The organism is Billgrantia bachuensis (assembly GCF_011742165.1).
GTDB classification, from domain to species: Bacteria; Pseudomonadota; Gammaproteobacteria; order Pseudomonadales; family Halomonadaceae; genus Halomonas; species Halomonas bachuensis.
In genome coordinates this window covers 143,241-169,203 of record NZ_JAAQTO010000028.1, presented here as the reverse complement: position 1 = coordinate 169,203, position 25,963 = coordinate 143,241, and the positions used below count along the sequence as shown (strand labels likewise).

27 protein-coding genes are annotated in these 25,963 nt (G+C 63.1%); 7 read left to right on the top strand and 20 right to left on the bottom strand.

Annotated features, from left to right (window positions below):
- Nucleotides 1-17 precede the first annotated feature (17 nt).
- The gene (locus tag HBJ55_RS11530) at nucleotides 18-506 is read right to left on the bottom strand and encodes an Lrp/AsnC family transcriptional regulator (RefSeq protein ID WP_206022515.1); all 489 of its coding nucleotides are present in this window, start codon (nucleotides 504-506) and stop codon (nucleotides 18-20) included.
- A gap of 346 nt (nucleotides 507-852) precedes the next feature.
- Between HBJ55_RS11530 and nhaC the strand changes: the two genes are divergently transcribed.
- Nucleotides 853-2,382 carry a Na+/H+ antiporter NhaC gene (gene nhaC, locus HBJ55_RS11525; RefSeq protein WP_167114553.1) on the top strand — a complete coding sequence of 510 codons (1,530 nt, stop codon included), beginning with the start codon at nucleotides 853-855 and terminating at the stop codon, nucleotides 2,380-2,382.
- 107 nt (nucleotides 2,383-2,489) lie between these two features.
- Here the strand turns inward: nhaC and HBJ55_RS11520 are convergent, their stop codons facing one another.
- Complete coding sequence (locus HBJ55_RS11520; protein WP_167114550.1) at nucleotides 2,490-3,410, bottom strand: LysR family transcriptional regulator; 921 nt, start codon at nucleotides 3,408-3,410, stop codon at nucleotides 2,490-2,492.
- Nucleotides 3,411-3,579: 169 nt separating this feature from the next.
- On the opposite strand from HBJ55_RS11520, the gene aptA reads away from it, so the two are divergent.
- Together aptA and HBJ55_RS11510 are read left to right on the top strand one after the other, a co-directional pair.
- Nucleotides 3,580-4,923: an omega-aminotransferase AptA gene (gene aptA / locus HBJ55_RS11515; protein ID WP_167114547.1), complete on the top strand. Its 1,344-nt coding sequence runs from the start codon at nucleotides 3,580-3,582 to the stop codon at nucleotides 4,921-4,923.
- 192 nt (nucleotides 4,924-5,115) lie between these two features.
- On the top strand, nucleotides 5,116-6,606 hold the full coding sequence (locus HBJ55_RS11510) for a CoA-acylating methylmalonate-semialdehyde dehydrogenase (RefSeq protein WP_167114544.1): 1,491 nt from the start codon (nucleotides 5,116-5,118) through the stop codon (nucleotides 6,604-6,606).
- A 79-nt stretch (nucleotides 6,607-6,685) separates the two neighbouring features.
- On the opposite strand, the gene hglS is transcribed toward HBJ55_RS11510, so the two are convergent.
- The 6 genes from hglS to HBJ55_RS11480 all read right to left on the bottom strand — a co-directional run bounded on the left by hglS (nucleotide 6,686) and on the right by HBJ55_RS11480 (nucleotide 12,461).
- Nucleotides 6,686-8,050 (bottom strand): 2-oxoadipate dioxygenase/decarboxylase HglS, encoded by a 1,365-nt coding sequence (gene hglS / locus HBJ55_RS11505; protein ID WP_422674189.1) that lies wholly within the window; start codon nucleotides 8,048-8,050, stop codon nucleotides 6,686-6,688.
- Nucleotides 8,051-8,052: 2 nt separating this feature from the next.
- Nucleotides 8,053-9,324 carry a 2-aminoadipate transaminase gene (locus HBJ55_RS11500; RefSeq protein WP_167114539.1) on the bottom strand — a complete coding sequence of 424 codons (1,272 nt, stop codon included), beginning with the start codon at nucleotides 9,322-9,324 and terminating at the stop codon, nucleotides 8,053-8,055.
- A 188-nt stretch (nucleotides 9,325-9,512) separates the two neighbouring features.
- On the bottom strand, nucleotides 9,513-10,091 hold the full coding sequence (locus tag HBJ55_RS11495; protein ID WP_167114536.1) for a hypoxanthine-guanine phosphoribosyltransferase: 579 nt from the start codon (nucleotides 10,089-10,091) through the stop codon (nucleotides 9,513-9,515).
- Between the two features lie 49 nt (nucleotides 10,092-10,140).
- Entirely contained in the window at nucleotides 10,141-11,154 is a 1,014-nt protein-coding gene (gene nagZ / locus HBJ55_RS11490) for a beta-N-acetylhexosaminidase (RefSeq protein WP_167114533.1), read from the bottom strand.
- A 118-nt stretch (nucleotides 11,155-11,272) separates the two neighbouring features.
- Nucleotides 11,273-11,791, bottom strand: a complete 519-nt coding sequence (locus HBJ55_RS11485) for a L,D-transpeptidase (protein WP_167114530.1) — start codon at nucleotides 11,789-11,791, stop codon at nucleotides 11,273-11,275.
- 1 nt (nucleotide 11,792) lies between these two features.
- Nucleotides 11,793-12,461 carry a TetR/AcrR family transcriptional regulator gene (locus tag HBJ55_RS11480; RefSeq protein ID WP_167114528.1) on the bottom strand — a complete coding sequence of 223 codons (669 nt, stop codon included), beginning with the start codon at nucleotides 12,459-12,461 and terminating at the stop codon, nucleotides 11,793-11,795.
- Nucleotides 12,462-12,661: 200 nt separating this feature from the next.
- Between HBJ55_RS11480 and lexA the strand changes: the two genes are divergently transcribed.
- Together lexA and dinB are read left to right on the top strand one after the other, a co-directional pair.
- Nucleotides 12,662-13,309 carry a transcriptional repressor LexA gene (lexA, locus tag HBJ55_RS11475; RefSeq protein WP_167114526.1) on the top strand — a complete coding sequence of 216 codons (648 nt, stop codon included), beginning with the start codon at nucleotides 12,662-12,664 and terminating at the stop codon, nucleotides 13,307-13,309.
- A 53-nt stretch (nucleotides 13,310-13,362) separates the two neighbouring features.
- On the top strand, nucleotides 13,363-14,412 hold the full coding sequence (gene dinB, locus HBJ55_RS11470; RefSeq protein WP_167114523.1) for a DNA polymerase IV: 1,050 nt from the start codon (nucleotides 13,363-13,365) through the stop codon (nucleotides 14,410-14,412).
- Nucleotides 14,413-14,414: 2 nt separating this feature from the next.
- Here the strand turns inward: dinB and HBJ55_RS11465 are convergent, their stop codons facing one another.
- Together HBJ55_RS11465 and purU are read right to left on the bottom strand one after the other, a co-directional pair.
- A complete protein-coding gene (locus tag HBJ55_RS11465; protein ID WP_167114520.1) occupies nucleotides 14,415-15,086 on the bottom strand; it encodes an energy-coupling factor ABC transporter permease in 672 nt (223 codons plus the stop codon).
- 20 nt (nucleotides 15,087-15,106) lie between these two features.
- Complete coding sequence (gene purU / locus HBJ55_RS11460) at nucleotides 15,107-15,958, bottom strand: formyltetrahydrofolate deformylase (protein WP_167114518.1); 852 nt, start codon at nucleotides 15,956-15,958, stop codon at nucleotides 15,107-15,109.
- A gap of 251 nt (nucleotides 15,959-16,209) precedes the next feature.
- Between purU and HBJ55_RS11455 the strand changes: the two genes are divergently transcribed.
- A complete protein-coding gene (locus HBJ55_RS11455; protein WP_167114706.1) occupies nucleotides 16,210-17,793 on the top strand; it encodes a ribonuclease J in 1,584 nt (527 codons plus the stop codon).
- Between the two features lie 119 nt (nucleotides 17,794-17,912).
- Here HBJ55_RS11455 and HBJ55_RS11450 read toward each other — a convergent pair whose 3' ends face one another.
- From HBJ55_RS11450 to mobA, 6 genes are all read right to left on the bottom strand, one after another.
- Nucleotides 17,913-18,203 (bottom strand): H-NS family histone-like protein, encoded by a 291-nt coding sequence (locus HBJ55_RS11450; RefSeq protein ID WP_167114515.1) that lies wholly within the window; start codon nucleotides 18,201-18,203, stop codon nucleotides 17,913-17,915.
- Nucleotides 18,204-18,358: 155 nt separating this feature from the next.
- A complete protein-coding gene (moaA, locus tag HBJ55_RS11445; protein WP_240936073.1) occupies nucleotides 18,359-19,372 on the bottom strand; it encodes a GTP 3',8-cyclase MoaA in 1,014 nt (337 codons plus the stop codon).
- The gene (gene moaE, locus HBJ55_RS11440) at nucleotides 19,356-19,823 is read right to left on the bottom strand and encodes a molybdopterin synthase catalytic subunit MoaE (protein ID WP_167114513.1); all 468 of its coding nucleotides are present in this window, start codon (nucleotides 19,821-19,823) and stop codon (nucleotides 19,356-19,358) included. The genes moaA and moaE overlap by 17 nt, the downstream gene beginning before the upstream one ends.
- A 5-nt stretch (nucleotides 19,824-19,828) precedes the next feature.
- Nucleotides 19,829-20,638, bottom strand: coding sequence for a cyclic pyranopterin monophosphate synthase MoaC (gene moaC / locus HBJ55_RS11435; RefSeq protein ID WP_167114510.1), 810 nt, complete (start codon nucleotides 20,636-20,638; stop codon nucleotides 19,829-19,831).
- 60 nt (nucleotides 20,639-20,698) lie between these two features.
- Nucleotides 20,699-21,271 (bottom strand): molybdopterin-guanine dinucleotide biosynthesis protein B, encoded by a 573-nt coding sequence (gene mobB / locus HBJ55_RS11430; protein WP_167114507.1) that lies wholly within the window; start codon nucleotides 21,269-21,271, stop codon nucleotides 20,699-20,701.
- The gene (gene mobA, locus HBJ55_RS11425; protein WP_167114504.1) at nucleotides 21,271-21,900 is read right to left on the bottom strand and encodes a molybdenum cofactor guanylyltransferase MobA; all 630 of its coding nucleotides are present in this window, start codon (nucleotides 21,898-21,900) and stop codon (nucleotides 21,271-21,273) included. Before mobA ends, mobB begins: the two co-directional genes overlap by 1 nt.
- Nucleotides 21,901-22,041: 141 nt before the next feature.
- Here mobA and HBJ55_RS11420 point away from each other — a divergent pair, with 141 nt between their 5' ends.
- On the top strand, nucleotides 22,042-22,623 hold the full coding sequence (locus HBJ55_RS11420; protein WP_167114501.1) for a cupin domain-containing protein: 582 nt from the start codon (nucleotides 22,042-22,044) through the stop codon (nucleotides 22,621-22,623).
- 46 nt (nucleotides 22,624-22,669) lie between these two features.
- On the opposite strand, the gene HBJ55_RS11415 is transcribed toward HBJ55_RS11420, so the two are convergent.
- The 4 genes from HBJ55_RS11415 to gpt form a co-directional block, all read right to left on the bottom strand.
- Nucleotides 22,670-23,914 (bottom strand): uracil-xanthine permease family protein, encoded by a 1,245-nt coding sequence (locus HBJ55_RS11415; protein ID WP_167114499.1) that lies wholly within the window; start codon nucleotides 23,912-23,914, stop codon nucleotides 22,670-22,672.
- A gap of 136 nt (nucleotides 23,915-24,050) precedes the next feature.
- Nucleotides 24,051-24,680, bottom strand: a complete 630-nt coding sequence (gene upp / locus HBJ55_RS11410; protein WP_167114496.1) for a uracil phosphoribosyltransferase — start codon at nucleotides 24,678-24,680, stop codon at nucleotides 24,051-24,053.
- 99 nt (nucleotides 24,681-24,779) lie between these two features.
- Nucleotides 24,780-25,463, bottom strand: a complete 684-nt coding sequence (gene ung / locus HBJ55_RS11405) for a uracil-DNA glycosylase (RefSeq protein WP_167114493.1) — start codon at nucleotides 25,461-25,463, stop codon at nucleotides 24,780-24,782.
- A gap of 16 nt (nucleotides 25,464-25,479) precedes the next feature.
- The gene (gene gpt, locus HBJ55_RS11400) at nucleotides 25,480-25,959 is read right to left on the bottom strand and encodes a xanthine phosphoribosyltransferase (RefSeq protein WP_167114490.1); all 480 of its coding nucleotides are present in this window, start codon (nucleotides 25,957-25,959) and stop codon (nucleotides 25,480-25,482) included.
- Between the last annotated feature and the right edge of the window lie 4 nt (nucleotides 25,960-25,963).

Sequence of the window (25,963 nt, the reverse complement as noted above, 5' to 3'; positions counted from 1 at the left end):
AGGGAGACATCGGAAAGCTACCGCTCGGGAAAGGCGTCGATGGGTACCGGTACTGTAACTTCATCCTTGACCAGTTCCATCACCACGAAGGAGTGCGTCTGGTGAACATTCGGCAGCCGGCCAATCTGCTGCACGAGCACGGCGCGGTAATGAGTGATGTCGTGGGTCCTCACCTTGAGCAAGTAGTCGAAATTCCCCGCCACCATGTAGCAGCCCTGCACTTCGGGAATAAGGCGAACGGCCGCGTTGAAGCGCTCCAGGGCATCCTCACTGGTCTTTTCCATGGTCACCAGCACCACCAATACGTGCCCGGCGCCGAGCTGGGCCGGGTCCAGGTCGGCTCGATAGCCGCGAATGATCCCGGCCTGCTCGAGCCGACGCACGCGCTGGGCACAGGGTGTCTTGGTGAGGTTGACCCGGCTGGCCAGTTCGACGATGGAAAGGCGTCCATGCTCCTGCAGTTGGTAGAGGATACGGCGATCGATGCGATCCAGCTTGGTAGCCATATTGCCTACTTATAGGGTTTTAGAAGGCCAATAGGAAAACAATCTAGCGTTATTTGGAGCCTATTCCTAGTCATTCTGGCCAATACTGAGCCTGCAAGGCCAGCAGGAAGTGACAACGATAACGAGCCACCCCGCGGCCATGCCGCCGGCACATCGATCGCTGCAATACCTGCCGATGGCAAGGTGTCGCTGTAACTGGAAAACATGGGAGGAAATGATTGCCCGACCAAGAGGATATCCGGCGATTCCAGCCGAACCTTATCGATCCCTGAGATATTGGATCGTCAGGCTGGACATCGATCAAACAACGAGATGAAGCAACACGTATCAACCCCAGGGTAATGACATGACAAGTCCAAAGGATCCAAAGACTTACAAGCAGCCAGGCCTGTTGCTGGCGCTGACTCCCGTCGTCCTGACACTGCTGGTACTGGCGGTGCAACTGTTCTATTTCGGCGATTTCACTCCCCATATCCCGCTGGCCATCGGTTTGGCGATCACGGCGCTGGTAGGGGTCAAGCTCGGCTTCCGCTGGAAGCAGATCGAAGAGGGCGTCTTCCACGTCATTCACGTGTCGCTGCCCTCCGTCTCGGTACTGATCTGCGTCGGCATGATCATCGGCGTGTGGATCGCCAGCGGCACGGTGCCGACCCTGATCTACTACGGCCTGACGATTCTCTCGCCGACCATCTTCCTGGCAGCGGCCATGCTGCTCTGCTCGTTCGTGTCGCTGGCGCTGGGTACCTCCTGGGGTACCGTCGGTACGGTCGGCCTGGCCCTGATGGGCATCGGCGCCGGCTTCGACATTCCGATGTACTGGACCGCCGGCGCGGTAGTATCGGGCGCCTTCTTCGGCGACAAGGTCTCGCCGCTGTCGGATACCACCAATCTTGCCCCGGCGGTCACCGGAACGGACGTGTTCTCGCACATCAAGAACATGATGCCGACGACCATCCCGGCAATGCTGATCGCCTTCGCCATCTATCTCGGCGCTGGTTTCACCCTGATCGACGATAACTCCGCCTCATTCGATCGGATCGATGCCATCACGGCAGCGTTGCAGGCGAACTTCACCATCTCGGCCTGGCTGCTGCTGCCGGCGGTGCTGGTCATCGTGCTCGCGGTCAAGCGCATGCCGCCCATCCCGTCGCTGTTCGCCGGCGCCCTGGCCGGTGCGGTTACCGCCATGGTCGTGCAGGGAGTCGGGGTACATGACGTATTGACCTATGCCAACAGCGGCTATTCGATCGACAGCGGCGTCGCAGCCATCGACAGCCTGCTCAACCGCGGCGGCATTCAGTCGATGATGTGGACCATCTCGCTGGTGCTCATCGCGCTGGGCTTCGGCGGTGCGTTGGAAAAGACCGGCTGCCTGGAGGCGATCATTCGCGCCATCATGACCAAGGTAAGCAGCTTCGCCGGGCTTCAGACCTCGGCCGTCCTGACCTCGGTTTCCACCAACCTGGTCGCCGGCGACCCCTACCTCTCCATTGCCCTGCCCGGCCGCATGTATGCCCCCACCTACCGCGGCATGGGCTATTCGACACTGAACCTGTCGCGCGCCATCGAGGAAGGCGGCACGCTCATCTCGCCTCTGATCCCTTGGAACGCCGGCGGCGCCTTCGTGATCAGTGCCCTGGCACTGGGTATCGCCGACGGCAACGTCGAGAACCTGCTCTACATCCCGCTGGCCTTCGCCTGCTGGCTGTCGCCGGTAATCGGCCTGATCTATGCGCAGACCGGCCTGTTCTCACCGCGAGCCAGCGAGGAAGAGCGCCAGCTCTGGAAGGAACAAGGCGAAGCCATCGCGACCGACCTGGGCGCCGCGGCTGGCATGACTGCAACAAACGCCGCCCCTGCGCCACGGGCGAGTTGAATCAGCGCCCCGTCACCGCGCGGGACACGCCTCCAACCCAGCAGGCCATGCCTGTTGGGTTTCGCGTTCCTCAAATTACTCCATCGCATCCTGCACCCAGCCGCACCTCACCCACCCACCATGTGGCGGAGTTCTTCGAGATAGGTCTCCAGCACCAGGTTGGGTGGGGCTCCCTTGCGAGTAATGGCGCTGTAGTGGGTGAGATAGTGCCAGCGCTCAGGATTCAGAGCGCGCATCCGGCCGCAGCTCACCCAGCGCTCGGCATAGTGGGTCGGCAGGTAGCCGATATAGCGATTGGAAAGAATGAGGAAGGCGATGCCCTCGCGATCCGTGGCCGAGGCGGCGGCCCTGAGGGGTTCATGCAGCGCCTTGACCTCCGGCGTCTGGGCATAGGCGGGAACCACGGCGTCGCAGTTTGCCAGCTCTTTCTCGGTCACTGCTTCGCTATCGAACAGGGGATGCTCGGAGGCACAATAGAGCTGCGAGGTCTCCGCATACAGCGAGAGATAATCGAGCCCCGGTAAAGTCTTGAGTGCCGGTATCACCCCGGTATGCAGGCGGCCGTCCAGCACGGCCAGCTCGATGTCGCTGGGCGGGATCATGCGAATGTTGATATGCACGTCCGGACCGCGCTCCTTGAGAGCACTAAGGGCGTTGGTAATATGCATCTGCGGCATGGTCACCAGATTGTCGGTAATGCCGATATTGAGTTCGCCCTTGAGCCAGGCATGCAGGCCGTTGACCCGGGTACGAAATCCTTCCACCGCGGCCAGCAGCTGCATGGTGGCTTCGTAGACTTCCGCCCCCTCGTCGGTCAGCGAGAAGCCACTGCGCCCACGCTGGCATAGCCGCAGGCCGAGCCGGGTCTCGAGATCGTTCATCGCCATGCTGATGGCGGCACGACTGATGTTCAGCTCCACCTCGGCGGCAGAAAAGCCGCCACACTCGACCACCTTGCGGTAGATCTTCAGTAGGCGCAGATCGGCATCGCTGGGCTGGGCCGATAAGGCCTCCTTGCGGCGTGACATTGGCGTTCCCCTACGGCATGACGTTCGGTTTCGAGGGTATCGCTGCCAGACAGGAAAGTTAAGCAATCGCTTGCGTGAAATTAAAAATATCTGGATTTAACTTAGCATCGACCCGAACTAGCCTGTCTTCATATCACCAACAACAGCAACGCCAACAGAGGGTGGAGCCATGTCAGTCCAGGAATCTCCACGGGCCGCAGGTCTGAGCCAGGCGCAGCTCGACGCCTACTGGATGCCCTATACCGGCAATCGTCAGTTCAAGCGCGATCCGCGGATCATCGTGGGTGCCGAGGGCAGCTATTTCACCGACGCCGACGGTCGCCGCATTTACGACGCTCTCTCGGGCCTGTGGACCTGCGGTGCCGGGCATGGCCGCCCCGAGATCACCGAGGCCGTGACCCGCCAGTTGCAGCAGCTGGATTACGCCCCGGCCTTCCAGTACGGCCACCCCAAGGCCTTCGAGCTGGCCCACCGCATTCGCGGGCTGACCCCGCAGGGGCTCGACAACGTCTTCTTCACCGGCTCTGGCTCCGAAAGCGCCGACACCTCGCTGAAGATCGCCCGCGCCTACTGGCGCAAGAAAGGCAAGCCGACCAAGACCAAGCTGATCGGTCGCGCCAAGGGCTATCACGGGGTCAACTTCGGTGGCATCAGCCTGGGCGGCATCGGCGCCAACCGTGTCCTGTTCGGCCAGGGCGTCGATGCCGACCACCTGCCCCATACCTTGCTCACTGAGAATGCCTTCACCAAGGGCATGCCCGAGCGTGGTGCCGAGCGTGCCGAGGAGCTGCTGGAGCTGATCGCCCTGCACGATGCTTCCAACATCGCCGCGGTGATCGTCGAGCCCCTGGCCGGGTCGGCCGGCGTGATCCCGCCACCCAAAGGCTACCTGCAGCGGCTGCGCGAGATCTGCGATGCGCACGACATCCTGCTGATCTTCGACGAGGTCATCACCGGCTTCGGCCGCATGGGCTCCATGACCGGCGCTGAGGAGTTCGGCGTGGTGCCGGACATCATGAACGTGGCCAAGCAGCTGACCAACGGCGCGGTGCCGATGGGTGCTGTGATCGTGCAGGGCGAGATCTACCAGACCTTCATGGATCAGGGCGGCCCCGACTATATGCTCGAGCTGCCCCACGGCTACACCTACTCCGGCCACCCGGTGGCCTGTGCCGCGGCTCTGGCGGCGCTGGACGTGCTCGAGAACGACCGCCTGATCGATCGCGTGCGCGAGATGAGCCCGGTGTTCGAAGCCGCACTGCACGGCCTCAAGGGCACCCGCTATGTCAGCGACATTCGCAACTACGGGCTCGCCGGTGCCCTGCAGATAGAAAGCTACCCCGGCGAGCCGGCCCGGCGCCCCTTTGAGATCGCCATGAAGTGCTGGGAGAAAGGCTTCTACGTGCGCTATGGCGGCGATACCATCCAGCTCGGCCTGCCTTTCATCGTCGAGCGCGACGAGATCGACCGTCTCATGAATGCATTGGGCGACGCGCTCGGTGAGCTGGAATAAACGGAACAGTCGCGGTGGAAGACGAGGGGCGCCGGGGACGGGGCGAAGAGGAGGTCTTTTGCCATGGATGGCAAAAGTAGCCCCCATGGAAGGGTTTACGGCGCCTCCTCGCAGCCCCGTCGACGGATCAGCCCCGAGCACTCCGCCAATGTCGACCACCTTATCGAACTGAAGAACTCAGAGAGGAAGCATATGACCACGCTCGGCCACCTGATCAACGGCGCACGCGTCAACAGCGAGGGGCGCACCCAGGACATCTTCAATCCCTCGACCGGCGAAGTCGGCGGCCAGGTCAGCCTGGCCAGCAAGGCCACCGTCGAGGAAGCCGTCGCTGCCGCCCAGGCCGCCTACCCGGCCTGGCGCAACACCCCGCCGGCCAAGCGCGCCCGCGTCATGTTCCGCTTCAAGCAGCTGCTGGAAGAGCATGCCGACCAGATCTGCCGACTGATCGGCCAGGAGCACGGCAAGATCGTGCACGACGCCCAGGGCGAACTGCAGCGCGGCATCGAGAACGTGGAATACGCCTGCGGCGTACCGGAGCTGCTCAAGGGTGAGCACAGCAAGAACGTCGGACCGGGTATCGACTCCTGGAGCGAGTTCCAGCCGCTGGGCGTGGTCGCCGGTATCACGCCCTTCAACTTTCCGGCCATGGTTCCCCTGTGGATGTACCCGATGGCCATCGCCTGCGGCAACACCTTCGTGCTCAAGCCCTCCGAGCGCGACCCGAGCTCGACGCTGTTCATCGCCGAGCTGGCGCTGGAGGCAGGCCTTCCCGCCGGCGTGCTGAACGTCGTCAACGGCGACAAGGAAGCCGTCGACGCCCTGCTCGACGATCCACGCGTGCAGGCCGTCAGCTTCGTCGGCTCCACGCCGATCGCCGAGTACATCTACGGCCGCGCCAGCGCCAACGGCAAGCGCTGCCAGGCGCTGGGCGGCGCCAAGAACCACTCCATCGTCATGCCCGATGCCGACATGGACAACGTGGTCAACTCCCTGACCGGGGCTGCCTTCGGCTCCTCCGGTGAGCGCTGCATGGCACTATCCGTGGCCGTCGCCGTGGGCGACGCTGCTGCTGACGCCCTGATCGCCAAGATGCAGGAGCAGATGCAAACCCTCAAGGTCGGCTCCTTCGCCGACGCCGGCAACGATTTCGGCCCGGTGATCACCAAGGCCCACCAGGAGAAGGTCTGCGGCTACATCGACAGCGCCGAGGCCCAGGGTGCCGAGATCGTGGTCGACGGCCGTGGAGTGAAGGTGTCCGGCTTCGAGAATGGCTTCTATGTCGGTGGCACTCTGATCGACCGTGTGACCCCCGAGATGACCTGCTATCAGGAGGAGATATTCGGGCCGGTGCTGCTGGTGGTTCGTGCCGGTTCCATGGAGGAAGCCATGAAACTGATCGACGATCACGAGTACGGCAACGGAACCTGCATCTATACTCGCGACGGCGAGGCGGCCCGCTACTTCAGCGACAACATTCAGGTCGGCATGGTCGGCATCAACGTACCGTTGCCGGTACCGGTCTCCTACCATAGCTTTGGCGGCTGGAAGCGCTCGCTGTTCGGCGACCTGGCCGCCTACGGACCGGATGCCGTGCGCTTCTACACCAAGCGCAAGACCATCACCCAGCGCTGGCCATCGGCCGGGGTTCGTGAGGGAGCGCAGTTCTCCTTCCCCTCCTGAGGCCAGGCACCAGCATGGCGAAGCCGAACCAGGCCCCTGGTTCGGCTTTTCATTACGGCTTCTTTCCTCGGGGCGACGGCTATTCAGCCGACATTGCCTCCAATACCGATTCGCGAGAAATCCGCTCACGCTCGGCATATAACGCCAGCTCGTCGGCGACCGGCGTCCCCAGAGCCTGCTCGAAGGCCTCGCGATTGGCGTTGCCGGCATAGGCCTCGTTCTGCCCGCCCCCCAGGTTCGATTGAAAGATCCCTGCCGCACTGACCGGCAGAAAATCTTCATAGGTGAGTGGCACAGCTTCCACCAGCCCCTGGGCGATCAGCGTCTCCAAGTCAGCGCCGTCCAACCGATCTGCTGCCGCACCAGCGTCGGTCAGACGGTAGTGGAAGAAGGCCAGGCCCTCGCGCCGTAGAACCGTCTCGTCGTCGGGGAAATCGGCGAAGACCTCTTCAAGCACGCGCTGATGCGCCTCGTTGTCGAGGCCGGCAGTGCGGCGCCGTGCATCGCCAAGCAGCCTGTCGTAAAGCTCCCGTCCCCTGGCGGTCAGCGCCATGCCGCGCTGCTCGATCTCGCCGAAGCGGGCGGTATGCGTGCCCTGCCGCTTGCCGGCAAAGCGAATCCCCTCCTCCAGGGCCTTGAAGCTGGTCTGGCGAAGCAGGATCGGGCAGGCGCGACGGGGCGGCCCTTCGATCACCGCCTTGGAATTCATGCCGGCATCGGGCATGCGTCGCTGCGCCTCGTCGATATTCAGCGTGCGCGGCGTCAGGTGGTTGATATGCGGCCCGCGAAAGCAGACTACGTCGGCGATCAGGCGATGCTCGGCATGCAACGCCTCGTAGGTTTCCAGATCCACCGTGGCATCGCGATGCCAGCGGAAGGTCTCCAAGGCCTCGGCGATGAAGCGTTCGGCCTGCTCCTCGTCGAGCCCGCCCTGCGCTTCATGCAGCGAGATCGACTCACGGCAGCCCTCGGTGAAGATGTCGCGCCGGGCCAGTATCGCGGCGGCACGCTCCCGCAATGCCTGGCTCTCGATCAGCTCGAGACGCAGCAGCGAGGTGAAGATCCGGAAGGGGTTACGGGCCAGCGCCGCCTCGTCGATCGGGCGGAAGGCCGTGGCATGTACCGGTACACCGGCAGCGGAAAGGTCGTAGTAGCCCACCGGAACCATGCCCATGACCGCGAACAGCCGGCGCAGCATAGCCAACTCCTGGGCCGTTCCCACGCGGATGGCGCCATGGCGCTCGGCATCCAGGCGTTCCAGCTCGCCGTGGGCTGCCAGGCGCTCGGCCAGCGCGGAGTCGGCCTCCAGGGTTTCCCGGTTCACGCGTTCGACCAGTTCGAGCAGGGTCCCGTACTGGGGCACCTCGGCCTGGTACATGGTCGACATGGCCCGGGCGAAACGTTCGCGGATGTCATCGGAAGAGAGAAAACAGGACACGGGCACCTTCATGCCTCCTTGGTCTCGAGTTGAATGAGTGACTCCAGGCCACGCTCAATGCGAGCGAGTCCTTCCATCATGATTTCGGGCTCGGCGGTCAGGGGTGCCAGCAGGCGCAGCACGTTACGCCGACGGCCGCTCGGCATCAGCAGTACACCGGCCTCACGCGCCGCCGTCAGCAGCCTGGCCAGATGCTCGCCGCCGCTGGCCCTGGCGGTATCCTCGAAGACGATTCCGCGCATGGCGCCCACCCCGCTGAGCGCCCCTACCATCGGAAAGCGGCCGCTTGCCTGCCAGCGCCGATGGGCCTCGACGATCAGCCTCTCCTGACATTTGCCCCAGGCGGCCAGGGCCTCCTCGCTCATCAGCGCCATTACCGCCCGCGCCGCGGCACAGGCCACGGCATTGCCCGAATAGGTACCGCCCAAGCCGCCCTTGGGAACGGCATCCATGAGTTCCGCCCTGCCCGCCACCGCCGCCAGCGGCAGTCCCGCGGCCATGCTCTTGCCCATCAGCAGCAGGTCGGGCTCGATTCCCAGGCGGGAGAAAGCAAAGCGCGACCCGGTTCGCCCGAACCCCGACTGAATCTCGTCGAGGATGAGCACGATGCCGTGACGATCGCACACGCCACGCAGCCGTGTGGCGAAGTCACGACACAGCGGCCGGAAGCCCCCTTCGCCCTGGACCGGCTCGACGACGATGCATGCCACCTCATCGGCAGGCGTCTCGACCTCGAATAGACGCTCCAACGCGGCCATCGCCTGGTCGGCGTCGACATCGCTGTCGCCACTGGGAAAGGGGATGTGATGAACCGGACCGGGCAAGGCACCCAGCCGGTTCTTGTAGGGTTTGACCTTGCCGTTGAGATTCAAGGCCGCCAGCGTGCGGCCGTGGAAGCCATCGTCGAAGGCAATGACCGTCTGACGCCCGGTCGCTGCGCGCGCCACCTTCAGCGCGTTCTCGGTGGCCTCGGCCCCGCTGTTGGTCAACATGCAGGAAAGCGGATAGGAAACGGGTACGAAGGCGGCCAAGGCTTCGGCCACTGCCAGATAGCCGCAGTGCGGCACGGCATTGAACGCAGAATGCATCAGCGTATCGACCTGTGCCTTTACCACCTCGATGATGACGGGGTGCGAATGGCCCAGGTTAAGTACGCCGATGCCGCCGACGAAGTCGATATAACGGTTGCCGCGGTCATCCCACACTTCGGCATTGCGCCCCCGTTCGATGCAGATGGGATGCACGACACCCAAGGCTTGGCTGATGTGAGGAAAATTCATAATAAATGTCTGCACTCGTCAAAGGTTGAGTGGCTTCAATGAGAGCAGACGGCCAACCCGTTTCACAAACGAAAAAAAGACGCTCATGCATTCCCAAAAGTTATGAACGAAGGCGGCTTTAAAGGGTTAAAGCGTATTTTCAGCTTGATGGAAGCATGACGCGATTTACCCATTCCTGAATGGATGAATCAAAGCCCCTTAGGAGCAAAGATTCCCGGCGCGTTGCGCCAGTAGCCCTTGTAGTCCATGCCGAAGCCGAACACGTAGCGGTCTACCACTTCGAGGCTGCAATAGTCGGCCTTGAGCCCCGGTACCGCCTTGCGGTCGTGGCGCTTGTCCACCAGTACCGCGGTAGAGATGCTGGCCGCTCCTGCCTCGCGGCAATAAGCGAGTATCGCCGCCAGGGTGGCGCCTTCGTCGAGGATGTCGTCTACGATCACCACGTGGCGATCGGCCATGGGTATCTCCGGCGAGACCCGCCAGAACAGCTCCCCCCCGCGCAGGCCGCCGCGGTAGCGGGTCGCATGGAGGTAATCGACTTCCAGCGGGAAGCCCAGGCGTGTCAGCAGGTGGCCAGTGGTGATCAGCCCGCCGTTCATCACGCAGTAGAACACCGGCAGCTTGTCTCCCAGGTCGACGGTGATCTGCTCGGCCATGCGATCCAGCGCTCGCTCAACCTCCTCATGACTGATCAGACAGTCGGCGTTCTCCATGACATCGCGCATGGTGGCCAGGGATTCGTGAAAATCGGCTTCGAGTTTGGGCATGAGGGACTCGTGTCAGATGCAGGTAAACGAATAGAAACGATCAGGCAAGTCAGAGTGACGCCATGGCTTCGAGCCGTGCGTGCACACGGCGCCAGCGCCCCAGGGCCTCGAGCGCCTCGATGTCGGGACGCGCCCGGCCGTAGCGCAGGCGCGCCGTTGGCCGTGTCGTCCGCCCCTGGCAGGCTTCCAATGCTTCGAGCGCAGCGGCGCGGTCGTTGCACACCAGCACCATGTCGCAACCGGCGTCCAGCGCCGCCAGGGCTCGCTCGCCCGGGGCGCCGGCGAAGCCGGCACCCGCCATGCCGAGGTCGTCGGAAAAGATGGTGCCCTTGAAACCAAGCGATTCGCGTAGCAGCCCCAGCCAGCTACCGGAGAAGCCCGCCGGACGCGAATCGAAGGCGGAATAGATGACGTGGGCCGGCATGACGCCATCGAGCCGGGGGGCGAGTTCGGCAAAGGGTATCAGATCGTGCCGGCGAAGCGCCTCGAGGGGGCGATCGTCCACCGGCAGTTCAAGGTGGGAGTCTGCCGCCACGCCGCCATGCCCGGGGAAGTGCTTGCCCACCGCTGCCATGCCGGCTTCGTGCAGGCCAGCAATGAACGCACCGGCCATGGCCGCCACGGCCTGAGGACTGGAGGAGAAACTGCGATCGCCAATTACGCTGGAAATGCCGGTATCGACATCGAGCACCGGAGCAAAGCTGAGATCGAGCCCGCAGGCGGCCATCTCCATGCCCAGCAACCAGCCGGCATCCAGGCACAGCCTCAGGGTCACTTCCGGCGTCACCTCATAGTCACGGCCAATACGGCCCATGGCGGGCAGCCGAGTCACTCCTTCGCGGAGCCGCTGGACACGACCGCCTTCCTGGTCGATGGCCAGCAGCAACTCGGGGCGAACCCGCCGAATGCCATCGCAAAGCTCCCGCACCTGCCGCGCATGCTCGACATTGCGGCCGAACAGGATGACACCTCCCACTTCGGGACGCTTGAGCAGTGCGCGCTCTTCCTTACGTAATGCGGTGCCTTCCAGATCGAGCATCACCGGGCCGAGGGTCTGGGTCATGATCGGAGTCCTTGGGCATGAAAGGGAGCTGATTCTAGACTAAAGCCGCCTACGGCAACAGCCATCCATGACACACCCGATCCGAACCCAGTTGGAACCGGCATGTCGCCCTATTGGGTCAATCGTGCAGCCAGACGGGAGTGCCCGGCAGTGCCAGTGCGAAGACTTCCAGCAACGCCTCGTCACGCATGCGAATACAACCATGCGAACGGGGAACCCCCATCGGCTGGTCCGGCGGAGTGCCGTGTAGATAGATATAGCGTCTCTGGGAGTCGACGTCGCCGCCGCGATTGACATCACGCTCGAGTCCGCACAGCCACAGGATGCGGGTCAATATCCAGTCACGCCCCGGATGGGCGTCGGCCAGCGCCGCGCTGTAGACTTCACCGGTTGGGCGCCGGCCGCGAAACACCGTGCCCGCGGGCTGACCGGCGCCGATCGCCGCCCGCACGTAGTGCCAGCCCAGCGGTGTGCAACCGCTGCCCTCGCGCTGCCCCGTGCCCGCCAGCGCCGTCGAAATCTGCCACTCCATCTGGGGCTGCTCGCCCTGCCACTGGACGAGGCATTGGCGACCGACATCGACCTCCAACCAGCACCCATCCCGGGGCGGCAATGCTTCCAGCCGAGGGGTGCGCATGTCAGCTCGCCTTGGCCGGCTGAGCGGCGGGAGGTGGCGGCAAAGGGGCATTCATGGCGGCGACTACCACCGGGCGCAGGCGACGGATCAAGTCACGCACCGAGACGTGCTCGTGATAGTCCTTCTCGGCAATGTCGCGCAGCGCGTCGAGGCCGGAGAGCGTGAAGATCACCGTACCCAGGACGAAGTGCAGGCGCCAGAATCGCTCGGCATCGGGCAGCTCCGGGGTGGCGCGCCTCACCAGCTCGGTAAAGCGGGTGAACACACTGCCGTACTCTTCCTGGATGTGGCGACGCAAGTGCCCTTGGGCCTGGCTGTAGGCAAGCCCCAGCAGTTTCATGAAGACCTTGAGGCTGTGCTTCTCGGCGGGCACTTCGAGCACGGTTCGCGCCATGGTTTCCAGCAGCTCTTCCAACGGGATGACGCCGCCGGCGTGACGCGCCTCTAACTCGTCGAGGGCGTGATGGAAACGCACGGTGAAGGGGTCGAGATAGCGCGAGAAGACCGCCTGGATCAGTGCTTTCTTCGAGCCGAAATGATAGTTGACCGCGGCGAGATTGACGCGTGCCTTGCTGGTGATGGTGCGCAGCGAGGTTTCGGCGAAGCCGCGCTCGGCGAACAGCACCTCGGCGGTGTCGAGAATGCGCGTGACGGTATCGGTCTGGGCCATGTTCAGTTCCCGCTGGAAACGTCTGTTTTAAACATTACAAAAGTCTACGTCATTACGTCTCGTCCCTCAATGAATAGAGATCCAGTAGCGTTTCAAACATCTCCCGAGCGGTTGGCGACGGCGGACGATCACCTTTTTACTGTATGGGCTTCCATGCTGTATACTTGACCAATACGGCAGTCACGCCACTGGAGTTTGCCATGACACGCCCTCTCACCTCGCGCCAGCAGAACGTCTACGACTTCATCGTCAAGACCATGAACGAGTTCGGCTACCCCCCGACCCGTGCCGAAATCGCCCGGGCGCTGGGTTTCCGCTCTCCCAATGCCGCCGAGGAGCATTTGCGAGCGCTGGAGCGCAAAGGTGTGATACGAGTGATTCGCGGCACGTCTCGCGGCATTCGATTGCCGGCCCAGGAGGCCGACGCCGCTGCCACCGAGCCGAATGTCGAAGGACTGCCGATCATTGGCGAAGTCGCGGCCGGCAGTCCCGTTCTCGCCGCCGAGCACATCGACCGCTACTGCCCCCTGCCCCCGGAATTCTTCACCCCCCGAGCCGATTACCTGCTCAAGGTTCGCGGGCTTTCGATGAAGGATGCGGGCATCCTTGAAGGCGACCTGTTGGCCGTGCATCGCACCGACCGCGTGCGCGACGGCCAGATCGTCGTGGCACGGCTGGAGGACGAGGTCACGGTCAAGCGCTTCCATCGCCAGGGGCACCGCGTGGTGCTGGAAGCCGAAAACGCCGACTTCGCTCCCATAGAGGTGGACTTGCGCCATCAGCCGCTCGAAATCGAGGGTATCGGGGTGGGAGTGATTCGCGGCGGCAGCGGCCAAGCATTGGGTTGATCGCTTCCTGAACTCGGCCATACGGCGCTCCAGCTGAGCGGAACAACGTATCGATGAGCCGCAAAATCCTGCACGCCGATTGCGATTGCTTCTACGCCGCAGTGGAGATGCGCGACAACCCGGCGTTGCGCGACATTCCCTTGGCGATCGGCGGCAGCGCCGAGGGGCGCGGCGTCATCTCGACCTGCAATTACCCGGCTCGGGCCTACGGCATCCACTCCGCCATGCCGACGGCGCGGGCGTTGCGCTTGTGTCCTCACCTCACCCTGTTGCCTGGCGACTTCGATCGCTACCGCGAGGCTTCGCGGCAGCTACTGGCGATCTTTCATGAATTGACACCGCTGGTGGAGCCGCTCTCCCTGGACGAGGCCTTTCTCGACGTCACCGACGTGACCCGCTTCTCGGGCAGCGCCACCTGGATGGCACGCTGGCTGAAGGAGGAATGCTCCAAGCGCGTGGGTATCACCGTCTCGGTCGGCGCCGCCCCAGCAAAGTTCCTGGCCAAGATTGCCAGCGACTGGGAGAAGCCGGATGGCCTCACCGTGATCACCCCGTCCCAGGTGGACGACTTCGTGCGCGAGCTTCCCGTTACCAAGCTGCACGGCGTTGGACCGGCCACGGCCAAGCGCCTGCAAACCTTGGAGATCGTAAGCTGCGCCGACCTGCAACGCATACCGCTGGAACGCCTGCTGCAGGAATTCGGCAAGTTCGGGCGACGCCTGTTCGAGCTGGCACGTGGAATCGACGACCGGCCGGTGCGCATCGAGCGAGAGCGCAAGTCGGTGAGCGTGGAGACCACCTTCGCCACCGACCTGCCCGACCTGGCGAACTGTCACACTCAGCTGTCGCCGCTATGCGAACGCCTCGAGGCACGCCTTGCCCGCCATGGCCATCCGCCTATTGCAGGCATTTTCGTCAAGGTGCGCTTCGATGACTTCTCTCTCACCACCCTCGATTCCCGCGGCGGCCTGCCCACGCTCGACACCTTCACCACGCTGATGGAACAGGCGTGGGCCAGGCGCCAGCGCCCGGTACGCCTGCTGGGTGTCGGAGTACGGCTGGTGGCAGACGACGCACGACGCCAGCTCAGCCTGCCGCTTTAGGCTCACTTGGTATCGATATAGCGATGATCGTTGAACGTCGCGACCCACTCGGGGTGGTAGACCATCAGCACACTGAGCAGCATGCCGGTGAGGAAGGCTTCCGAGGGCATCAGCAACGGCAGGAACAGCGCGTACTCCTTGGCCAGGTGGACCGCCTCAGGATCGGTAGCACCCAGCATTACCAACCCCAGGCCCGCGAGCCCGGTACCTAGCGTAGCCAGCGCAGCGCCGAAGAAGCCGCATACGAAGAGGAAGATCATCAGGTTATCGGGCAGGTAGCGATCCACGATGCGCCATATCGCCACCATGATCGCGATCGGTACCACTCCGGTGATCAGCACGTTGACGCCAAGCAGAGGCCAGCCTGCCTTGCCCAGTACGACCAGCGAGAGATTGGCCAGCAGGTTGGTCACCAAGGCCAGCGGCGCCTTGAAAATCAGCGTCATCAGTGCCGTCAGCATCAAGTGCAGGGTCAGCCAGTCGACCGACTGGGCCCTGAGCTGCCATAACAGCACGACCGCCACGCTCGCGGCCAGCCAGCGATGCTGCTGGCCACGATCGGCCAGCAGGGCCTGCCAGGGACGCTGCATCAGCCCCAGGAATAGCCCCACAATTGAGCTCGCCCCGCAGGCAATCAACAGCCATGAGGCCAGAATCGGCTCGGAAAAACTCATTGCCGCACTACCTACCGGCGTCAGGCAAAGACAACGGTCTTGTTGCCGTGAATCAGCACCCGATCCTCCAGATGCCAGCGCAAGCCGCGTGCCAGTACCGCCTTCTCCACATCGCGGCCGAAACGGACCAGATCCTGTGGCGTATGGCAGTGGCTCACGCGGTGTATGTCCTGTTCGATGATCGGCCCGGCATCCAGTTCCTCGGTCACGTAGTGACAGGTGGCGCCGATCAGCTTGACTCCCCGCGAGTGGGCCTGGTGATAGGGTCGCGCACCGGCAAACGATGGCAGGAAGCTGTGGTGAATGTTGATTACCCTGCCGGCATAGCGCCGGCAGATTCGAGGCGGCAGGATCTGCATGTAGCGGGCCAGCACCACGCTATCGGCCTCCAGCGCTTCGACATGCCGCTCCACCTCGTCGAACGCCGCGCTCTTGTCGTCGCCAACCGGCACATGGTGATACGGCAGGCCATGCCACTCGACCATGCTGCGCATGTCGTCGTGGTTCGAGATGACCCCGACGATGTCGCCCTCCAGCTCCCCCGCCGTCCAGCGGTACAGCAGGTCGACCAGGCAATGCGACTCGCGCGAGGCCATGATCACCACCCGCGGCCGCCGACGCGTATCGCGTAGCGCCCAATCCATGTCGAACTCACGGGCGACGGGTTCGAAAGCCTCCTTCAGTTCGGCGGCGGTCATGCCGATGGAGTCGGCGAGGATCTCGTAGCGCATGAAGAAACGCCCGGCTTCCAGGTCGGAGTGCTGGCTCGCCTCCGTGATGGAGCCACCGTGGCCGGCAATGAAACCGGAAACGCGGGCCACGATGCCACGGCGATCGGGGCAGGAAACGACGAGACGATAATAGTGAGACATGGACCCAACCTGGTGCGGACGGTATTCAGGAAGCACGCATTGTAGCGAACTCGTCAGACCCGGACACGTCCAACGTCCAACTCCGCCACTCACCACCGGCATCGCATTGTGGTAGGTCGCGACGTTCCCGTATAGTGAAGTTTCCATTGTCTGGTCATGATTTGCCGATGCATTCGACTCAAGCCACCATACGTCCCCGCCGCCGTTCCCCGCTTCACTTCCTGCCATTGGGGGGCTGCGGCGAGATCGGCATGAACCTGGGACTCTATGGGCACGAGAATGAGTGGATTGCCGTCGATTGCGGCATGATGATTCGCCAGGATCTGCCGGAAACGCCGCTGCAAGTACCGAGCCTGGAAACCCCCGAGTCACTCGGCATTCAGCCTGCGGCCGTGGCCATCACCCATGGTCACGAGGACCATATCGGTGCTGTCGCCTGGTTGTGGCCCAAATGGCAATGCCCCGTATACGCCACACCGCTGGCTGCCGGCCTGCTGCGGGCGAAGTTCCATGAACTCGGCCTGAGCACCGAGGCCATCCAGGTGATCGAGCCTGGCGAAGCCCTGGAGAGCGGCCCTTTCACCCTGCGCTACCTGCCATTGACCCACTCGATACCGGAAAGCTGTGCCCTGCTGATCGCCGCCGGCGACTACCGAGTGCTGCATACCGGTGACTGGAAGCTCGACCCGGAGCCCTTGATCGGAGCGCCGATGAAAGGCTCGCTGTTTCGTGCCCTCGCCCCGGTCGATCTAGTGGTCGGGGATTCCACCAACGCTCCCATGCCGGGCCATTCGCGCAGCGAGGGCGAAGTAGCCAGGGCTCTCGAGAGCCGCCTCGCCCAATGCGCGGGGCGCGTCGTGGTGACCTGCTTCGCCAGCAACCTGGCCCGGGTACTGGCCGTGGCCCGTGCCGCCGAACGCTGCGGTCGCCGAGTCAGCCTGATGGGTCGGGCCATGGAGCGCATGGTGGCGGTGGCCCGCGGCCTAGGCTACCTGGACGACATGCCACCGCTGGTACCGGTCAGCGACCTTGGTTACCTCCCGCCGGAAGAAGTCCTGGTCATTGCTACCGGCAGCCAGGGCGAGCCTCGTGCCGCCCTCAGCCGCCTGGCCAACGGTCGGCACCACAGCTTCGAACTGATGGCGGGCGATACCGTCCTCTTCTCGGCCAAGGCAATCCCCGGTAACGAACGCCAGATAGAGCGCCTCAAACATGCCCTGGGCCACCTCGACATAGCGATATGGGATGAATTCAATCATCCCGAGCTTCATGCCTCGGGCCACCCCGCCCAGGATGAACTACGCACCTTTTACGGCTGGATAAAGCCGCGCCACCTACTGCCGGTACATGGCGAACGCCGTCATCAACAGGCACACCAGGAACTGGCGGAGTCGATGGGAATACAGGCACCGCTGGCGCCGGTCAATGGAGATCTGATTCGGCTCGACGGGGATGGGTTGAGCCTGGAATCGCGACACCCCCAGCGCCCCTGCATCGTCAGCCAGAACGCCATCACTCCCTTGCCGGGGCTTACGGCGGAGCGAGGATCCTCACGCCATGGCATTCTGCATCTTGCCCTCTCTGTCGCCTCGACGAGGAGCGGCTGGACACGCATCGGGCGGCTCATGATGGATGCCCACCGAGTCAGCGCCATGGATGAAGATAGCTTTACCGATTGGCTCGACGAGCGCCTGGAGGAAGTCGAGGCGGAAACATTGGCCGAACTTCGTACCGCCCTGCAGCCCCTCATTACTTCCTGGCTGGGGCAGCACCTGCGTCAATTACCCGACGTTCACCTCCAGTTGATTGCCGTGGAGGTGCCGGCCTACCGCTGAATCGCTGGTTCAAGAGCGACAGAAAACAAAGAAAGGTAAAAATCAGCAGATCGGAGGTGACGCCCCATGCATCACCCCCGATCCGATTTGCGCGAGCAGACGATTCGTGCCCCGACGGCTCACGAACCGCTGGCATTCTTGGGTGGACGACCACGCCGACGGCGCGGCTGTTCTCCCACGAGATCTTCCACGGAGAGACCGGCATCACTCATGGCCTCGCGGATCTCAGCCAGTTTCTTTTCCTTGTCCGCTTCTTCCTTTTTGCGGAGCTTCTCCTCTTCGTTTTTCTGCTCGATGACCTCGCCGATCACATCGGACAGCTTATGCAGCTGTTCCATGCTCAACTGGCGAGCCGCGGCACGAGCCACGTTCTTGTTACGGGCGATGCGCTCCAGGGTTTCGCTGGACATTGGCCTCCTCCATGCAAGAAAACGACGAGTCAGCCATAAGGCTCACTCGTCAAAAGTATATGCCGAATTGCCGAATTGGCAAGAAAAGGCCTTTCCAACGCAAGGCCGAATAACATGGAAAGAAGGTGAGAAAAAGTGGGCCTTCTTGTTGATGCTCAGCCACCGGTCATGTTCATGAAGCGAACGATCTGCACGTCGCCATCGGTAGTGAAATGATGGCGCTCGGGCTTGAGCGGCAGGGCTGCGACGATAGCGCGCTTCAAGGCATCAATGTCGCCGGGATACTGACGCAGCACGGCACGCAAATCGACGGAGTGCTCATTACCCAGACAAAGCAATAGCCGCCCTTCCGCAGTGACACGCACACGGTTGCAGCTGGCGCAGAAGTTATGGCTATGGGGAGAAATGAAGCCGATGCGGCTGTCACTATCGGTCATACGGTAATAGCGCGAAGGACCAAGTGTTGATTCGGCGGTAGGAATCAGCTCGTGGCGCTTTTCGATGAAGGCCTTCACGTCATCGCTCGAGCAGAAAGTCTCGGCGCGAGAGTGATCGGACACGTCCCCCAGCGGCATCTCTTCGATGAAGCTCAGGTCGACGCCTTCGGACCTGGCGAATTCCACCAGGTCGAGCACCTCGTCATCATTGCGCCCCTTGAGAATTACGGCATTGAGCTTGATATGCTCGAAGCCTGCCTCACGCGCGGCACGCAGTCCATCCAGCACCTGCTCGAGATTTCCGGTACGCGTCAATTGGCGGAAGCGCTGTGGATCGAGGGTATCGAGGCTGATATTGAGCCGGCCCAGGCCAGCCTCGCGCAGGCGTCTGGCGTGCTTGACCAGCCCCGCCCCGTTGGTGGTCATGGCCAGGTCGCGCAGCCCAGGCAGGGCGCTGGTCTGCTCGATCAGCTGGTCGATACCACGCCGCACGAGGGGCTCGCCGCCGGTCAAGCGGATTTTCTCCACGCCCATCTCTATGAACGCACGTGCCACCATGCCTAGCTCTTCGAGCGTCAGGATCTGTGCTCGAGGAAGGAAGGTCATCTCTTCGCTCATGCAGTAGACGCAACGGAAATCGCAGCGATCGGTGACGGAGATCCGCACATAGCGAACTCTTCTGCCGAAGCCGTCGACCAATTCGGACGGCAAGGTCTCAGGGGATTTTGTCATCATCGCTCTCCCAGCGGCTGGCATCCCGGTGGTCCGATTCGCGCTCGGCAACCCAGTAGTCCCCGGTGATGCTATGCTCCTTTTTCCAGAAAGGCGCACGGGTCTTCAGGTAGTCCATGATGAAGTCGCAGGCCTCGAAAGCCGCACGGCGGTGAGCACTGGCGACAACCACCAATACGATAGGCTCCCCCGGGGAAAGGCGTCCAACCCGATGTATGACACGTATCCCCTGGAGCGGCCAGCGCGACTCGGCTTCCGCCACGATCTCCCCCAGGGCGGATTCCGTCATGCCCGGGTAGTGCTCGAGCGTCAACGCGTTTACGTCGGGGCGCTCGTTGAAGTCGCGTACCAGCCCGGTGAAGCTGACTACTGCCCCGATGTCCGAACGCCCTTCCAGTAGCTGCCGTTGTTCGCTACCAGCATCGAAGGGCGCCTGTTGTACCCGGATCATGCCGCTCAGCCTCCCGTTACCGGTGGGAAGAATGCCACTTCATCGTCATTGGTGATCGGCGTGGGATCAAGCGCCATGACTTGATTCACCGCGCACAGCACCCGCCCCTCGCTCAGTCGCGCAAAGCGCGCATCGCGCTTCAACAGCGCGCTCTTTAGCCCGCCGACATCGGTGCTCGGCAGGGTGTCGAGCGGCAGGGTCAACTCGCTGACGCCAAGCCGCTCACGCAACTCGGCGAGAAACTTGACCCTGACGCAAGGCGAGTCGATATCGCAGCGACTGCCCACCGACACCTGACCCGCGGCACCCTCCCCGGTGACGATCGGAGCCGCTGTCAAGCCTGGCTGGCGCTGATAGTCGCCCGATTTTCCGCCACGCTTGGCGTCGAGATGAATGGCACCGATCTCCATCTCCTTGTCCACTGCCTTGCACATGTCATAGAGCGTCAGGCAAGCCACCGAGACCGCAGTCAGGGCCTCCATTTCCACCCCGGTACGGCCGTTGAGGCGGCAGGTGGCAATCACTTCGACCCGGTGATTCACTTCATCCAGGCGAAAATCGATTGCCACCTTCGATAGTGGCAGCGCATGACACAGCGGAATCAACTCATGGGTTCGCTTGGCGGCCTGGATACCGGCGATACGCGCAGTAGCCAGTACGTCGCCCTTGGGCAGCCCGCCTTCGCTGAGCAGTGTCAGCGTCTCGGGCTTCATCTGAATATGACCGGAGGCAATCGCCTCGCGGCGACTTTCGGCCTTGTCGGCGACGTCGACCATGTGGGCCTCGCCGCGCTGGTTGAGATGGGTCAGACTCATGTGAGGCAGCCTCGAATTCGGTTGTTCGAACACAATTTCGCAGCGGGCAAGCCGATCAGATCAATCACGCGGTACCCGCTCTTCCGGCCATCGCGACGGCCAGGCGGCTACCCACTCGGCGATGGCCTCCAGATCGTCCAGATCGAGCCAATCGACACCGGCCGGCACATGGAGCGGTGGGTGACTGGCCACAGCCTTTATCCAAGGATCCTCGGCCACACGAAGTGTCTTGCCGAGGGCTTCCCGGTACAGCTCGAGCTTGGGCAAGGGCCATGCCTTGAAGCCCTCCACCAGTATCAGGTCCGGGCGCTGGGGGCGTAGCATCTCGATCAGCTGCGCAAGGTCGGCCTCCTCTTGCTCGGGAGTTTCCATCATCATGGCCCACCTGGTCCGGGAGGCAACCAACATCGGCGTGGCACCCGCCTGGCGCAGGCGATGGCTGTCCTTGCCCGGCTGATCGACGTCGAAACCATGATGCGCATGCTTGATCACAGCCGTACGCAACCCACGTGCCGTAAGGCGTGGCAACAGGCTCTCGAGCAACGTGGTCTTGCCGGTCCCGCTCCAGGCGGCAATGCCGAGCAGCGGCGGCGTATCGTCGAGGCTCAGCGGGGCATACTGAGGTCGTGACATCAGGGGCGACTCTCCTCGTCAAGGCGCGCCTCCAGGCGCCGCTTGTCCTCTTCGCTATTGAGATTGCCGAAAGCTTCGGGGCAATCGCTGAAATCCACACGGGTCCAGGCGTGACGCTCGAACCAGCGACCGACCTTTCGCTCTCCCGCCGCAAGAGCGGCATGCAGGTCCTCCGCCAGCGCTCGCTCCAGCAGGACCACGACCGGATGCAGGCGCTCTCCATCATGCGCCACGGCGATGCGATGGCGACCGACACCAGCCACCATCCTGTCCACCAGATCAGGCGGCAGTAACGGCGTATCGCAGGGTACGACCAGCACCCATGGCGTGGTGGCGGCACGCAGGCCGCTGTAAATACCCATCAGCGGTCCCTGGAAGCCGCCCTCGGCGTCGGTCACGACACGGTCGGCAAGGCACCGGTAGCGTTCGAGATGGCGATTGGCACTGATCAGCACCTCGGCGACCCTGCCCGCCAGGCGTTCGCAAACATGGGCAACCAGCGAAACACCACCCAACAACTCCAGCCCTTTGTCGCGCCCACCCATGCGGCGACCTTGACCACCAGCCAGGATCAGGCCGGTAACATCGGTCAGTGGGTTCGGCATGCTGATGACGGGTCGATCGGACATATCCACCATGATGCCTTAGCCGGCACGCCGGTGCCATGGCCAGTGAGCCAATCCCACCCCACCATGATCCGGATCATCTTATACATGACGGCGACAGCAGGTATCATGTGTCAAACAAATCGAACGACTCTGGACCTGACAATGGATGGATTTGATGTGGGGACCCGCCTGCGCGAATTACGCAAGGCACGCAAGCTGTCCCAACGGGAGCTGGCCAAACGAGCCGGCGTCACCAACAGCACCATCTCGCTGATCGAGCAGAACAGCGTCAGCCCTTCGGTAAGCTCACTGAAGAAGATTCTCGATGCCTTGCCGGTATCGATCAGCGCCTTCTTCGCCGGCGACGAACCCTCCCCGCCGCGTGCTTTCTACCCTGCCGCTGAGCTCACCGAAATAGGCGACGGCCACCTGTCATGGCGCCTGGTGGCGGCACGCCGCCCCGATCGCAGCATGTCGATCATCCATGAGCGTTACCCGCCCGGAGCCGACACCGGCGATGAGATGCTCGAGCACGACGGTGAGGAAGGCGGCGTGGTGGTAGCCGGCGAGATCGAACTCACCGTAGCCGGCGAAGCGCGACTGTTGCGCGCCGGTGACGCCTACTACTTCGACTCACGCCTGCCCCACCGCTTCCGCAACGTCAGCAACGAGGAGTGCGTCATCGTCAGCGCCAACTCCCCGCCGACCTTTTCTGAAGGCGGCAGGGAGATGCATCACACCTGAGCTTTGTCCGAAAACTGGCTGCGCTCGTCGGCGTTTCCAACGAGGCTCAGCTCTCCTCTTCGGCGCCGGGCAGCACCCAATTCAGCACGATGCCCACCAGCGCGGCCAGGCTCACTCCTTGCAGGGTGAACTGCCCGCCCCCGAACTGCATGCCGCCGATACCGAACACCAGGATCAGCGACACCACGACCAGGTTGCGCGGCGCAGTCAGCGAATGCCCGGCGCGAACCAGGGTATTCATACCCACCACCGCGATGGAGCCGAACAGAAGGGTCATGATGCCACCCATCACCGGCCCGGGAATGGTCTGCAGCAACGCGCCAAGCTTGGCGACGAAGGCCAGCCCGATGGCGAAGCAGGCGGCCACTACCATGATCCTGGGGTTGAACGCCCGGGTCAGCGTGACCGCCCCGGTCACTTCCGAGTAGGTGGTGTTGGGTGGGCCGCCGAACAGCGCCGCGGCAGAGGTCGCCAACCCGTCGCCCAGCAGGGTGCGGTGCAGCCCCGGCTTCTCCAGGTAGTTCTGGCGGGTGACCGAGCCGATGGCGATCATGTCGCCGATATGCTCGACGGCAGGCGCAATGGCCACCGGGATCATGAACAGGATCGCCGCCCAGTGAAAACTCGGCGCAGTGAACGCGGGCATGGCCAGCCATGCCGCCTCATGCACCGGCGTAAAATCCACCAGCCCCATCATCAAGGCCATGGCATAGCCCACCAGAATGCCGCCCATGATCGGCACCAGCCGCAGCAGGCCACGCCCGAAAACGGCCAGCACCAGCGTTACCAGCAGGCTGGCCATCGACAGCAAAATGGCAGGCCCATAGTCGATATGGTCGCTGGTTTCACCGGTCGCCATACTCACCGCTACCGGGGCCAGTGCCAGACCGATCACCATGATCACCGGCCCCACCACTACCGGCGGCAACAGGCGGTGCAGCCAGGCCGTGCCCTTCATGCGCACCGCCTGGGAGATCGCCACGTAGACCAGCCCCGCCGCCATCAACCCACCCATGGTGGCGGGCACACCGAAGTTGGCCACCGAACCCTGGATCGGTGCAATGAAGGCAAACGACGAGGCCAGGAAGACCGGCACGGTAACCCGGGTCACGCCATGGAACAGCAGGGTACCGATTCCGGCGGTGAATAGCGCCACGCTGGGGTCGAGCCCGGTCAACAGCGGCACCAGCACCAGGGCGCCGAAGGCGACGAAAAGCATTTGCGCCCCGGTCAGGAGAACCCTGGGCAGGGAGTCGGTCGGCGCCTGCGCAGCCGCCACTTGTTCGCTCATGGGAAGCTATCCTTCTTTAGTGTCGTTGGTCGAATGAAGGCATCCTGCCCAGAAAAACGCCCCTGGACCGCGATCTCAGGGGCAGCATCTTGTGTTTTTTGCCAATGAACCTCGACGAGCGAAAGCAGGCGAAAAATTACCGGGTGCCGAAGATCTTGTCCCCGGCATCCCCCAGGCCCGGCACGATATAGCCGTGATCATCGAGATGGTCGTCGACGGCGGCGGTATAGATCTCGATGTCGGGATAGGCATCCTGCACCCGCTTGATCCCCTCGGGGGCCGCCACCAGCACGATCACTCTCATCTGCTGGCAGCCACGCTCGCGCAGCATGTCGAGCGTCGCCACCATGGTGCCGCCGGTCGCCAGCATCGGGTCGATGACGATGGCCATGCGCTCGTCGAGGTCGCCGGCGAACTTGGCGAAATAGGGCACCGGCTGCAGCGTCTCCTCGTCACGATAAAGCCCCACCACGCTGATCCGTGCACTCGGGATCAGGTCGGTCACACCGTCGAGCATGCCGAGCCCGGCACGCAGGATCGGCACGATGGTCACCTTCTTGCCCTTGAGCAGCTTTACCGGAATCGGTTCGCCGCTCCAGCCGTCGATATTCTGTTCTTCCAGCTCCAGATCCTGGGTCGCCTCGTAGGTGAGCAACTTGGCCAGCTCACCGGCCAGCTCACGAAAGCTCTTGGTGCTGATGCCGGCTTCGCGCATCAGACCCAGCTTGTGCTGGACCAGCGGATGTTGGATGGCGTGGACGCTCATGACGGACCTCTTGGCGTGGGGGTTGGAGTGACTCAATCATTGCCGGGACGAATCGCGCGCCATTTTACCCTTATCCCGTAGCGAGGTTAAGGCGCAGCTTCAGGGTGTCGCGGGAAGCTGCCAATCGATCGGCTCACGTCCGTTTGCCATGAGGAACGCATTGGCCCGGGAAAAATGGCGATTGCCGAAGAAGCCCCGGTGCGCCGAGAGCGGCGACGGATGCGGTGACTCCAGCACCAGGTGTCGCGATGTATCGATCAGCGCCTTCTTCTGCCGGGCATGGCTGCCCCACAGCAGGAACACGCAGGGGTCGGCATGGGCATTGACGACCTCTATGGCACGGTCTGTGAAGGGCTCCCAGCCCTTGCCGCGGTGCGAACCGGCATTGCCCTGCTCTACCGTCAGCGAGGTGTTGAGCAACAGTACGCCCTGACGCGCCCAGTACTCGAGATTGCCATGATCGACCGGTTGGAAGCCGACGTCGGCGACCAGTTCCTTGTAGATGTTGACCAGCGACGGCGGCGTTGCCACCCCGGGCATCACCGAGAAGCACAGTCCGTGGGCCTGATTGGGGCCGTGGTAGGGATCTTGCCCCAGGATGACCACCTTGACCCGCTCCAGCGGCGTCAATTCGAACGCCCGAAACCAGTTCGAGGAGTGCGGGTAGATGACCTTCCTGGCTGATTTCTCGGCAGCCAGGAAATCACGTAGCGCTTGCATGTATGAGGCCTCGAACTCGCTCCCCAGCCAGCGCTGCCAGCTCTCCGGTAATGGACAGTTCATGTCGTGCTCGACTCGCTTATCGCTTGACCTGATCGACCAGGGGCTCCACATAGGCAACCCCCATATCCCACGGAAACTGGATCCAGCAGTCCTGCGCCACCTCGGTCAGGTACTGATCGACCAGCGGTCGCCCCTCCGGCTTGGCATAAACGGTGACGAAGTGCGCTTTGGGCAGCATCTCGCGCACCTTGCGCGCCGTCTTGCCGGTATCGACCAGATCATCGACCAGCAGCCAGCCGTCACCGTCATGATCGACGCCCTTCATGACATCCAGTCCACCCTGGTCCATATGGTCGTAGCTGCTGATACAGACGGTATCGATGAGGCGAACGTTGAGCTCGCGGGCGAACAGGGCCGCCGGAATCAGACCGCCCCGAGTGATCGCCACGATGCCCTTGAAGTCGCGTTCGACCAGACGGTGACAGAGTTCGCGCACGTCTCGATGCAACTGATCCCAGGAGACGGTGAAGTGCTGATGATAGCGGGCGTTGCTCATGGTG

Coding starts and splice junctions, on each gene's coding strand:
- HBJ55_RS11530 (WP_206022515.1), bottom strand. CDS start 506: ATGGCTACCAAGCTGGATCGCATCGATCGCCGTATCCTCTACCAACTG.
- nhaC (WP_167114553.1), top strand. CDS start 853: ATGACAAGTCCAAAGGATCCAAAGACTTACAAGCAGCCAGGCCTGTTG.
- HBJ55_RS11520 (WP_167114550.1), bottom strand. CDS start 3,410: ATGTCACGCCGCAAGGAGGCCTTATCGGCCCAGCCCAGCGATGCCGAT.
- aptA (WP_167114547.1), top strand. CDS start 3,580: ATGTCAGTCCAGGAATCTCCACGGGCCGCAGGTCTGAGCCAGGCGCAG.
- HBJ55_RS11510 (WP_167114544.1), top strand. CDS start 5,116: ATGACCACGCTCGGCCACCTGATCAACGGCGCACGCGTCAACAGCGAG.
- HBJ55_RS11500 (WP_167114539.1), bottom strand. CDS start 9,324: ATGAATTTTCCTCACATCAGCCAAGCCTTGGGTGTCGTGCATCCCATC.
- HBJ55_RS11495 (WP_167114536.1), bottom strand. CDS start 10,091: ATGCCCAAACTCGAAGCCGATTTTCACGAATCCCTGGCCACCATGCGC.
- nagZ (WP_167114533.1), bottom strand. CDS start 11,154: ATGACCCAGACCCTCGGCCCGGTGATGCTCGATCTGGAAGGCACCGCA.
- HBJ55_RS11485 (WP_167114530.1), bottom strand. CDS start 11,791: ATGCGCACCCCTCGGCTGGAAGCATTGCCGCCCCGGGATGGGTGCTGG.
- HBJ55_RS11480 (WP_167114528.1), bottom strand. CDS start 12,461: ATGGCCCAGACCGATACCGTCACGCGCATTCTCGACACCGCCGAGGTG.
- lexA (WP_167114526.1), top strand. CDS start 12,662: ATGACACGCCCTCTCACCTCGCGCCAGCAGAACGTCTACGACTTCATC.
- dinB (WP_167114523.1), top strand. CDS start 13,363: ATGAGCCGCAAAATCCTGCACGCCGATTGCGATTGCTTCTACGCCGCA.
- HBJ55_RS11465 (WP_167114520.1), bottom strand. CDS start 15,086: ATGAGTTTTTCCGAGCCGATTCTGGCCTCATGGCTGTTGATTGCCTGC.
- purU (WP_167114518.1), bottom strand. CDS start 15,958: ATGTCTCACTATTATCGTCTCGTCGTTTCCTGCCCCGATCGCCGTGGC.
- HBJ55_RS11455 (WP_167114706.1), top strand. CDS start 16,210: ATGAACCTGGGACTCTATGGGCACGAGAATGAGTGGATTGCCGTCGAT.
- HBJ55_RS11450 (WP_167114515.1), bottom strand. CDS start 18,203: ATGTCCAGCGAAACCCTGGAGCGCATCGCCCGTAACAAGAACGTGGCT.
- moaA (WP_240936073.1), bottom strand. CDS start 19,372: ATGACAAAATCCCCTGAGACCTTGCCGTCCGAATTGGTCGACGGCTTC.
- moaE (WP_167114513.1), bottom strand. CDS start 19,823: ATGATCCGGGTACAACAGGCGCCCTTCGATGCTGGTAGCGAACAACGG.
- moaC (WP_167114510.1), bottom strand. CDS start 20,638: ATGAGTCTGACCCATCTCAACCAGCGCGGCGAGGCCCACATGGTCGAC.
- mobB (WP_167114507.1), bottom strand. CDS start 21,271: ATGTCACGACCTCAGTATGCCCCGCTGAGCCTCGACGATACGCCGCCG.
- mobA (WP_167114504.1), bottom strand. CDS start 21,900: ATGTCCGATCGACCCGTCATCAGCATGCCGAACCCACTGACCGATGTT.
- HBJ55_RS11420 (WP_167114501.1), top strand. CDS start 22,042: ATGGATGGATTTGATGTGGGGACCCGCCTGCGCGAATTACGCAAGGCA.
- HBJ55_RS11415 (WP_167114499.1), bottom strand. CDS start 23,914: ATGAGCGAACAAGTGGCGGCTGCGCAGGCGCCGACCGACTCCCTGCCC.
- upp (WP_167114496.1), bottom strand. CDS start 24,680: ATGAGCGTCCACGCCATCCAACATCCGCTGGTCCAGCACAAGCTGGGT.
- ung (WP_167114493.1), bottom strand. CDS start 25,463: ATGAACTGTCCATTACCGGAGAGCTGGCAGCGCTGGCTGGGGAGCGAG.
- gpt (WP_167114490.1), bottom strand. CDS start 25,959: ATGAGCAACGCCCGCTATCATCAGCACTTCACCGTCTCCTGGGATCAG.